This is a genomic window from Halodesulfovibrio sp. (assembly GCF_015482765.1).
GTDB lineage: Bacteria > Desulfobacterota > Desulfovibrionia > Desulfovibrionales > Desulfovibrionaceae > Halodesulfovibrio.
Genome location: NZ_JADMLB010000027.1, coordinates 50,641 through 61,119 on the forward strand (window position 1 = coordinate 50,641; position 10,479 = coordinate 61,119).

A 10,479-nucleotide genomic window follows, 5' to 3' on the forward strand; every position below is an offset into this window, starting at 1 on the left:
AAACACTCCACGCCTTCTACTTTTAACAAAAACGTAAGGTAATAGATAGGGATAAAAAAAATCCGGCTTCAAAAAAGAAGCCGGACAGTAAATACGTCTCAAAATGAACAGAAACTACAAGACATCTTCCGGTGACATTGAGAACAGTTCAAAGGCTTCACCAACAGCAGGGCAAGTAAGTTTGCCTTTATAGGTATTCAAACCAAGAGCGAGAGAACGGTCAGCACGCAGCGCATCCATGCCCTTGTTAGCAAGCTGAATAGCATACGGTAAGGTTTGGTTGCTCAGTGCAAAAGTAGAAGTACGCGGAACCGCACCCGGCATATTTGTAACGCCGTAATGAACAACGCCGTGCAGGTTAAAGACAGGATCATCATGCGTTGTCGGTTTGATTGTTTCGCAGCAACCACCTTGGTCGATGGCAACGTCGACGATAACGGCGCCTTCCTGCATGGTTTCAACCATATCTTCTGTAACCAGGCTTGGGGCTTTTGCACCCGGAATAAGCACAGCACCGACAACAAGGTCTGCATTTGCAACCCATTCACGAATGTTCGGCTCTGTCGAGGTGATAGTACGGATACGGTTGCCAAACACATCATCGAGGTACTGAAGGCGCTGATGGCTTACATCAAGAATAGTAACATCTGCACCGAGACCGATTGCCATTTTTGCAGCGTTAGTTCCTACAATACCACCACCAACAACGGTTACGCGCCCCGGAGCTACCCCCGGAGTACCGCCGAGAAGAACACCGCGGCCGCCGTTGGCTTTTTTCAAGAAATTTGCGCCTTCCTGCGTTGCCATACGACCGGCAACTTCAGACATAGGCATCAACAACGGCAGACAACCGTTAGGAAGTTGAACTGTTTCATATGCAATAGCTGTTGTTCCGCCCTCAAGCAGCGCAGTTGTTAAATCACGTTCAGCAGCAAGGTGAAGATAGGTAAACAGCAACAGCCCGTCGCGAAGATACTGGTACTCAGAAGCAACAGGTTCTTTAACCTTAATAACCATTTCAGCACCCCATGCTTCCTCAGCAGAAACCATGGTAGCACCGGCAGCAATGTATTCCTCATCAAACAAGCCGCTTCCGCGACCTGCATCCGTTTCCACAAGAACAGTATGACCTTGACGAACTAAGGTTGCAGCGCCACCCGGAGTAAGGGCGACTCGATTTTCCAAAGTTTTAATCTCTTTAGGTACACCAACAATCATAACTTTCTCCTTGTACACTCAGAGGAAATGACCTGCCTGCGAAACGCCATGGCACGTTGCGCCCCTGATTGTAAGCATTGAATCTATGGTAGTATTTCACGTTAGAACGTGTGCCATTTGGGTTACCTCCCCCTGTACAACCACCACAGTTTTGCGACAAGAAAAAAACAATTTTTTGAATGAAAACATGTAAATTTACTGAGATTTGCGAAAACAGAAAGACATATTGCATTTTTGCAACATAAAGACATTCTCATACCATTTCAGCGAGTTAACTGTTTAAACAATCACCTACAAAAAGCAGACACAATCCAGCTTCCCCCAAACTGCGAAAAATGCAGTATCCATCAAGCACGTTGCATTTTTGCCACAAATGATTTTTTCATTAATTTTTTTGAATTTTTTACTCTAATCTTCAGTTTTTTAGAAAAAAAGATATGAGAACACCAGTTGTTCCGCAGACAATAAAGGCTTTTTTACTATAGCAAATAAATAGCGTATACATTTGCCTCAAAAAATAGCTTACTTATTCGTAAAAAAATTCCATGAGAAAGCTAGCTTTAACAGTATATTGCACACATAAAATCTGTCGTAAGGAAACACCATGACTATGCTAACTGCACTTATCCTGTTTTTCATTATCGGTGCCTGGGCTCTTGAAACATGGGTAAGCAGGCTGAATATTCAACACCTTGATCAGCCAATTCCCGAAGTGTTTGAGCATGCATTAGACGAAAAAAAGTATGCCCGCTCTCAAGCGTATACAAAGAGAAACGACCAGCTCGCCTTTGTTTCCGGTTTTATATCTTGTATAGCTGTCGTGCTTTGTCTGTTACTCGGTATCTTTAATATATTTAACGAATGGGCCAGTGCGTTGTTCACAAACAGCATTCTGCAGGGGCTGGCGTTTTTTGGTATTGTATCTCTTGCCTCTATGCTCTTATCATTACCTTTTTCTATCTACCACACTTTTGTTATTGAAGAAGAATACGGCTTTAACCGTACCACTCCGAAGCTCTTTTTGGCTGACCGCCTCAAAGGAATACTGCTTGGTGTTTTGATAGGTGCTCCACTTGCCGCAGGTGTTCTCTGGTTTTTTGAAACATTCGAGACGTTCGGCTGGCTCATAGCATGGGGATTTGCAACAGCGTTTATCTTTGCGGTACAATATGTTGCTCCAATCTGGATTATGCCTCTATTCAACAAATTTACTCCCCTTGAAGACGGCGAGTTGCGACAGGCAATTGAAGCATTTGCCCATAAAAACGGATTTCATATCTCTGGAATCTACATCATCGACGGTTCAAAACGCTCAAACAAAGCAAATGCATTCTTCACTGGCTTCGGAAAACAAAAGCGAATTGCGCTTTTTGACACACTGGTTAACACCATGAGCACCGAAGAAATCGTCGGCGTTCTTGCTCATGAAATAGGGCACTGCAAACTGAACCACATCAAACGAATGTTTGTCACAAGTATCGCGACAACAGGAATCACCTTCTTTTGTCTTTCACTCGTGCTCAGCTATGCTCCTTTGTACAGAGTATTTCACGTAGAAAATATGACTGTTGCCGTCGGTATTGTACTTTTCAGTTTCCTGTACACACCGCTTTCAATGATCATGTCAGTTTTTGCATCATACCTTTCACGCAAGTATGAATTTGAAGCCGATGCCTTTGCAGCAAAAACCACTGGAACACCGGATGCTCTCGCAAGTGCACTTATAAAGCTTTCGGTTAACAGTCTTTCAAACCTGACACCTCACCCTGCATATGTTGTTATGCACTATTCACACCCTCCCGTTGTTGAACGACTGAATGCACTGGAGAAAGCAGCGCAGTAATGCTCAGTTAAAAGAAATATGACAGCAAAAAAGCGGCTCAATATATTGAGCCGCTTTTTTTATTTCAACAAATTACCATACACAATATATATCAAAACCATAATGAAGAGTTGCTGCAATGGGCATATCTCTTTTTTCTATACAACAATGATATCCAAAATTCACTCCAAAGTGTTTTTTTGAATAGTCTAAAAACTAAAGCAACACGAATCCCCCGTATAAACAAAAACATGTACTAAATGAGCGTTCAAACAATGTAATACACTAGAAATAAACATTTATTTTACATCTTTTTTCGCACTCAAGCATTGACCTTCCCCTTAGGGGGAGGGGCTAGGGTATCACGCAGGCACAACCTTTATTGTGACGACAAGCCCCCGAAGTCAGTTCCGCTTTCTGAAGCCTAACGTGATGAATGTATAAAAGGCATTGTGTGGATAGTCTTGCATTCATCAGTCAGTAAACGGGAACTGACTCTTTAGCAGTTGAAGAGTTGTATCGCGACTGTAACCTTTAATGGAGAGAGATGTATGACTTTGTTCCGACATAGTAAGAAAACGGGATTTAGCTCCCTGATCATTCTGGCTGTTACATTACTTATGGCTTCCAGTGTATTTGCAGCCACCGCGCCTAAATATGTGTTCTACTTCATTGGCGACGGAATGGGCCCAGCTCAACGCCAGTCTGCTCAATATTTCTACAAAATTCAGACACAAAACCCAGATGCGAAGCTGGTTATGAATACCTTTCCGGTTTCTGCACTGGTTACCACCCATTCCGACAACACCATGATTACAGATTCCGCAGCAGGCGGAACCGCATTGGCTACTGGTTTTAAGACCACAAACGGTGCTGTCTCCAAGTTGCCGGACGGTACCAGCATCAAAACAATTGCTGAAGCTGCACGCGATGCCGGTTACGCTGTAGGTATTGCCACTACAACCCGCATCACCCACGCGACTCCTGCGTCTTTTTCCGCTCATAATATGAGCCGTGGTAACGAAAACGATATTGCAGTTGATCAGCTTTCCACTGGATTTGATTACTTTGCGGGTGGCGGTTTCCGTCATTTTGTAGCGAAAAGCAACAAAGACGGTCTTAAATCAAAACGCAAAGATAACCGCGATCTCGTGGCTGAATTTGCGTCTAAAGGATACACCACCTTCATTGGTAATGATGCTCGTGACACGTTCCGCAGCTACCAGCCTAAAAAAGGGGATAAAGTTCTCGCTCCTCTCGCATACAGCGCACTCGGCATGGAAATCGACCGTCGCAACAGCAAAGAAACCGTAAACGCTATGCCTTCGCTTGCAGAGTTAACCTCTAAAGGCATTGAAGTATTAGCTGCTCAGGAAAAACCATTCTTTATGATGGTAGAAGGCGGCCGTATTGACTACGCAGCTCACTGTAACGACGCCTCCGGTACTATTTACGATACTCTGGCTCTTGATGAAGCTATTGCCAAAGCATACGCCTTCTACAAAAAACACCCTGAAGAAACCCTTATAGTTGTTGCTGCTGACCACGAAACCGGTGGTATGGCTATGGGCATCAGCCTTGATTCAAAAGGATATTTCTTGAAGCTTAACGAGTTATTCAAAGTAAAAGCTTCTGTTGAAGACACACTTGCGTATGTGTACCCTGAAATGCTCAAAAAATACGCAGATCCGGCTACTCGCCACCAGAAATACCGTAACTATGTTGGTGAGAACTTTGGCCTGACCAACTTAAACAAACGTGAAAGTGCCAAACTTGAATCTGCCATGACCACTGAAGATAAAAACCAGACTCTCAGTGCAGCAGAACAGACAACATATGGATACGCGTACACTCCAACCATGATTGCCGTTGCGCATCTGGTTTCCGAACGCGCACGCATCAGCTGGACTTCATACGTCCACACGTCCGGTGTTATTGCATTATCTGCAATCGGTGCTCAGTCACAAGAATTCAGCGGCTTCAAAGACAATACAGATATTCCTCGCTTAATGGCAAAAGCCATGGGGGCACAGTTATCTACATTTGACCGTACTCCTTCCAAAGCTCTGCTGGGCAACACTACCGGTCCTAACGAAAAATACTCCAAGATCCCATACGGCAATACCGAGAACGTTGCCGGTAAAAACTAACTCCTGAAATAATGTACGAATAAAGCAAGGCACCTCAAGCCGTGGGGACCTCCTGCCATGCTTTTGCGTTTATTATAATGAAGAGCAGGGAAACCTGCTCTTCTTCTATTCGAGGTTATCAATGCCGAGACACGCTATCACCGCGATCTGTTTATCAGCGACATTGCTTCTCTGTTTCTACGTTGTATCCAATTGGCAAAATGATTCCGTTACTGCATGTAACATCTATGAAGTCAGCGGAACTGTGATTTCTGTTGATAACAGTGAAATTATTCAGGCGGGAGCTGGAACCGTCGGGATTCAATCTGTTGAAACGGTTATACGGGAAGGGGATTGGAAAGGTGAACGGGTTGTTGCAATTAACCACCTCAATGGTCAGTTGGACTTAGATGAAATTTACTCGGCAGGGGATACTATTCTTCTCGCAATTCAAACGGAAAACCAGAAAGTGGCTTTTGCCAAAGCCATCAACACGTATCGCCAGCATTGGGAGCTAGCACTTTTTGTTCTCTTTGCAGGAGCGCTTGTTCTGTATTCAGGCGTTGTAGGTATTAAAGCGTTATTCTCCTTTGTAGCCTCTCTAATCATTCTTTGGTGCTACTACATACCCAGCCTGCTCAACGGAGCAGCCCCGTTACCACTGAGCCTCAGTGTGCTCATTCTATTGTCCATGGTGATAATACTCACAGTTGCCGGGCTCACACGCCAAGGCTTTTCGGCTTTTTTAGGAACGGTCAGCGGCTTAGGGGTAACGTTACTGCTCACACTCTTTTTCGGCGAAAAGCTTCAGCTCTGCGGGATGACAGCCCCATTTGCACAAACACTCCTTATGCAAGGCAACTACGGACTGAATCTTCAACACATTTTCTACTCAGCAGTTCTGCTCGGAGCATCCGGTGCGGCTATGGATATAGCCATGGATGTGAGCGTTTCTATGAATGAAGTAAAATGCAAAAAACCGGACATATCCATGCGCGAGCTGATTCAATCCGGCTTTACTGTGGGAAGGATGGTAATCGGGACAATGGCAACAACTCTGCTCCTTGCCTACTCGGGTGGATATCTAACCATGTTGATGGTTTTTGTATCCCAAGGAACCAGTTTTACGAGAATTGTAAATATGAAGCTCGTTGCCGCAGAAATTTTTAGAATTCTTATTGGGAGTATCGGACTCTTAATGGTTGCTCCTGTAACTGCCCTGATTACGGGAATTTTACTCAGTACCTGCACAACAAAAATCCCCGAAACACCTTGCGGCTCAAGCACTTCCCCGCCAACAGACAAAATTATTGAAAATTAGTTTTCCATAAAAAAGCCGAAGCAATGCTTCGGCTTTTTTTAGTTGTAAATCAAAATTATAGAGAATCAATCTAATGTAAAAAAATTGAAATAACTCATTTTAACGATTAAGCAATGAATTCGGATCGTCAGCAACGGTTTTTCCGATAGGTGCAAGGCAAATTACTGCAAGTTTGAGGTGCTGGAAACCGAACGGAATGCCAATAATGGTAATAAAGTTCGCAAAGGCAAAAAACAAGTGTCCGATGGCAAGCCATAATCCTGCAACGACAAACCAGATAATATTGCCGACTACACCTAAACAGCCGGTTCCAATGTCGTGGCAACCATTTATATCATAACGGTTTACGACTTCTTTACCGAACGGCCAGAGGGTAAATTTGGCAATAACAAAGCAGGATCGCGCCCACGGAATCCCTACAATTGAGATAATCATGATGATTCCGGCAATCAGCCATCCCAGCGCCATTTGCAACCCTCCGAGGAATAACCAGAGGATGTTCATAATAATTTTAAGCATATTTTTTCTACCATTTTCTATTTCCGTCATATAACATGCCGGACTGTTTAACATTTTTGTAAGGAGACATGTAGTTTTTCTGAACTTTTAATAATAAGTATGAATTGAATTAAAAAGCAAGTTTGTCCAGTTTACAATATTTTTTGCCTTTGTATTCCAACATTGCAAAAAAAAGTGCAGTATGTCGCCACTAATCTGTACATGAATTTAACGTTGTTTTTGCTGCGCGTCGCTGCAGCCCTAAGGAGTCCAACGAATGGATATTCTCGACCTTATTAAAAGCAGAGACCCTAATGAGCGTGAATTTCATCAAGCGGTTACTGAAGTTGTAGATTCTATCAAGCCAGTCCTTGATCGCAATCCTCATTACCGCAGCGCTAATATCCTCGAACGCATTGTTGAGCCTGAACGCGTTATTATGTTCCGTGTTCCTTGGATTGACGATGATAGCAATGTTCGGGTTAACCGCGGGTTCCGTATTGAAATGAACAGCGCTATCGGCCCTTACAAAGGCGGATTACGCTTCCACCCTTCTGTAAACTTAGGCATTCTTAAGTTCCTCGCTTTTGAGCAGGTGTTTAAAAACGCACTCACCAGTCTCCCTATGGGCGGCGGTAAAGGTGGTTCCGACTTTGACCCTAAAGGCAAAAGCAACATGGAAATTATGCGCTTCTGCCAAAGCTTTATGACTGAGCTTTCCCGTCATATCGGCCCTAACACAGACGTTCCGGCTGGTGATATCGGCGTTGGTGCTCGTGAAATCGGCTTCCTTTTCGGTCAGTACAAACGCCTGCGCAATGAATTTTCCGGCGTATTAACCGGCAAAGGTCTGGACTGGGGCGGCAGCCTTATCCGTCCTGAAGCTACCGGTTACGGTGCTGTTTACTTTGCAGCTGAAATGCTTGCAGTTGACGGCCGTACTCTGAAAGATACTCGCAGCCTTGTTTCCGGTTCCGGTAACGTTGCCCAGTATGCAATGGAAAAACTCATTGAACTTGGCAGTGTTCCTGTAACGTTCTCTGACTCCTCAGGGTACATTTATGATGAGAAAGGTGTGGATCAGGAAAAACTCGCGTTCATTAAAGAACTCAAAAACGTACGCTTCGGCCGCGTAAGTGAATATGCTGAAGAGTACCCTGAAGCTGTATACACTCCTGTTGATCCGACTGCAGACTTCAACCCTCTGTGGAACCACAAAGCCGACTGTGCTTTCCCATGCGCAACACAGAACGAAATTAACGGTAAAGATGCTGCAAACCTTGTAGCCAACGGCGTTAATGTTATTTCTGAAGGGTCAAACATGCCGACCATGCCGGAAGGTATCGACCTTTTTGTGCAGGAAAAACTTATGTACGGCCCCGGTAAAGCTGCAAACGCCGGCGGCGTTTCTGTTTCCGGTCTTGAAATGTCACAAAACTCTATGCGCCTGAGCTGGAGCCGTGAAGAAGTTGATGAACGTCTTCGTGTGATCATGAAAAACATCCACAAACGTTGTCTGGATACAGCTGAATACTATGGCACTCCTCGTAACTACGTGAACGGCGCAAACATTGCCGGATTCACAAAAGTTGCGGACGCCATGATCGATCAGGGCGTTGTATAACGCACCAAACGTACAGATTACACAGTACACAGTTAGATCATATTGATCCCTCAAGAGGCACACATATTTTCATGTGTGCCTCTTTTTTCTGTCTTCCATACTACCTCCGTTCTTTATTCAATCAAGCCACTCCATTCTTTGAGGTGAGTCATTGCTCTAAGAGCTTGCAGGTGCTACAAATTGTACAACAGCATCTTTTTTTCAGGGCAGCAGTTCCGCTTAGCACAGTCATACTTCTTATTTAAGAAACAAAAAAGAATCACGCGGAAGCCTGGACTGCCCGTCGCTGCTCATAGAGAACTTTTCTGATTCACCCTCAAAAGAGCGGGGCACTATGGTACGTTCTGATTTTTGTCATCGAATTACAGCTGAAAACAAATTCACCGTATACCACGACCTCATGCGCCTGAAGGTTAAACATATTCTTCTTGTTTCTTCTCCTTACGATGCGTGGGTGATGGAAGAAGATTGCAACCTTTCCGCACGCCTTGCCAGTGAATACCGAGGACTGAATTTAAGTTCTCCGCCACGACTCTCGTGGATATCTTCCCCTGAAGATATTCCCGCAGCATTAGAAAGACGTCCGGCAGACATGGTTATACTCATGTCCGGTCTCGCTGAGCCGGAGCTTATCGATCTCAAACAACGGATCGATGCGTTTGTACCTGATCTGCCAGTCGTTGTTCTTACCCATAGAGAAATACGCCAAAGCTCCAAGCTTAAGCGCAAGAATCTGGATCATTGCTTCCTGTGGACCGGCGATGCCGAGCTTCTCATGGCTATTGTTAAGCTTACAGAAGATAAACTTAACCTTGAGTCCGATACCCGCGAAGCCGGTATTCGCAACATTATTCTCGTAGAAGACTCTCCAAGCTATATATCCTCGTTTCTGCCGATTCTGTACCGCGCGTTAGTGCAACAGGCACAGGCTGTTATTCAGGAAGGGCTGAATCAGGAACATCGTCTGCTTGTTATGCGCGCCCGCCCTAAAATTCTGGTTGCGGAAACATATGAAGAAGCAATGGAATACTTTCGCGAATATGAACAATATGTTCTCGGGGTTATTTCTGATGTTCGATACCCGCGAAACGGCATGATCGACCCTTCCGCCGGAGTTACACTGCTTTCCGAAATCAAGCAGGAAAGAAAAGATATTCCGCTTCTGCTTGCGAGCAGTGAATCTGTGAACCAATGGTATTCCAAAGAGATACCATGTGAATTCATTGATAAAAACTCACCGCTTCTCTTGGCAGAACTTCATCGCTTTGTGAGCGAGCATTTAGGGTTTGGAGATTTTATCTTCAGAAACAAAGACGGGGTAGAAATAGACCGTGCCCATACCATGTTCCAACTCAAGGAGAAGCTGGATCAGGTGCCGGATGATGTTTTTCTGATGCATTGCCTGAACAATGACTTTTCCCGATGGTTTTTTGCGCGGACAGAAACAGAACTTGCCTGTGTTATGCGCCCGCTCACAGCCGAAGATTTCGAAAACAGCGTTGATGCCATGCGCACCTTTGTTGTTCAGCAAATCCACAACAGGCTCCAACAACGACAACGCGGAATTGTTGTGAGCTTCAAAGAAAATGATTTTGACCCGCAGACCGATTTTCTCAAAATAGGAGAGGGATCAATCGGCGGGAAGGCTCGCAGTCTGGCCTTTATGTTCCGGCTTATAGAACAAAGCGGCTGGCTTAACAAAAAATACCCTAATATCGACATCATTCCGCCCAAAGTACTTAGCATTGCAACAGAAGGATTCGACAGCTTCCTTCGGCTTAATGACCTCGGCTATCTTGCAGATGAAGACTTTAAAGACGAAGAAGTTGTCAAAATATGTCTGGAAGCCAAGCTTCCCGACTGGCTG

6 protein-coding genes and 1 pseudogene are annotated in these 10,479 nt (G+C 44.7%); 5 read left to right on the forward strand and 2 right to left on the reverse strand.

All coding sequences use genetic code 11. The features are described 5' to 3' along the window. Positions 1-114: 114 nt before the first annotated feature. A complete protein-coding gene (gene ald, locus QZY95_RS04835; RefSeq protein ID WP_290919963.1) occupies positions 115-1,218 on the reverse strand; it encodes an alanine dehydrogenase in 1,104 nt (367 codons plus the stop codon). A gap of 604 nt (positions 1,219-1,822) precedes the next feature. Here ald and QZY95_RS04840 point away from each other — a divergent pair. The 3 genes from QZY95_RS04840 (at position 1,823) to QZY95_RS04850 (ending at position 6,490) form a co-directional block, all read left to right on the forward strand. After that, positions 1,823-3,061 (forward strand): M48 family metallopeptidase, encoded by a 1,239-nt coding sequence (locus QZY95_RS04840; RefSeq protein WP_290919965.1) that lies wholly within the window; start codon positions 1,823-1,825, stop codon positions 3,059-3,061. 530 nt (positions 3,062-3,591) lie between these two features. Then, positions 3,592-5,190 carry an alkaline phosphatase gene (locus QZY95_RS04845; protein ID WP_290919967.1) on the forward strand — a complete coding sequence of 533 codons (1,599 nt, stop codon included), beginning with the start codon at positions 3,592-3,594 and terminating at the stop codon, positions 5,188-5,190. 121 nt (positions 5,191-5,311) lie between these two features. Continuing rightward, positions 5,312-6,490, forward strand: a complete 1,179-nt coding sequence (locus QZY95_RS04850) for a YibE/F family protein (RefSeq protein ID WP_290919970.1) — start codon at positions 5,312-5,314, stop codon at positions 6,488-6,490. A 99-nt stretch (positions 6,491-6,589) separates the two neighbouring features. Here the strand turns inward: QZY95_RS04850 and QZY95_RS04855 are convergent, their stop codons facing one another. Then, positions 6,590-7,009 (reverse strand): YccF domain-containing protein, encoded by a 420-nt coding sequence (locus tag QZY95_RS04855; RefSeq protein ID WP_290919973.1) that lies wholly within the window; start codon positions 7,007-7,009, stop codon positions 6,590-6,592. Positions 7,010-7,265: 256 nt separating this feature from the next. Here QZY95_RS04855 and gdhA point away from each other — a divergent pair, with 256 nt between their 5' ends. Further along, entirely contained in the window at positions 7,266-8,612 is a 1,347-nt protein-coding gene (gene gdhA, locus QZY95_RS04860) for an NADP-specific glutamate dehydrogenase (RefSeq protein WP_290919976.1), read from the forward strand. Between the two features lie 334 nt (positions 8,613-8,946). Then, positions 8,947-10,479, forward strand: a pseudogene (locus tag QZY95_RS04865) (hypothetical protein); the annotation flags it as partial.

What these genes read in the sequence shown, in the direction of transcription:
- QZY95_RS04850 (WP_290919970.1), top strand. Translation starts at nt 5,312, where the DNA reads ATGCCGAGACACGCTATCACCGCGATCTGTTTATCAGCGACATTGCTT.
- QZY95_RS04855 (WP_290919973.1), bottom strand. Translation starts at nt 7,009, where the DNA reads ATGCTTAAAATTATTATGAACATCCTCTGGTTATTCCTCGGAGGGTTG.
- QZY95_RS04840 (WP_290919965.1), top strand. Translation starts at nt 1,823, where the DNA reads ATGACTATGCTAACTGCACTTATCCTGTTTTTCATTATCGGTGCCTGG.
- ald (WP_290919963.1), bottom strand. Translation starts at nt 1,218, where the DNA reads ATGATTGTTGGTGTACCTAAAGAGATTAAAACTTTGGAAAATCGAGTC.
- gdhA (WP_290919976.1), top strand. Translation starts at nt 7,266, where the DNA reads ATGGATATTCTCGACCTTATTAAAAGCAGAGACCCTAATGAGCGTGAA.
- QZY95_RS04845 (WP_290919967.1), top strand. Translation starts at nt 3,592, where the DNA reads ATGACTTTGTTCCGACATAGTAAGAAAACGGGATTTAGCTCCCTGATC.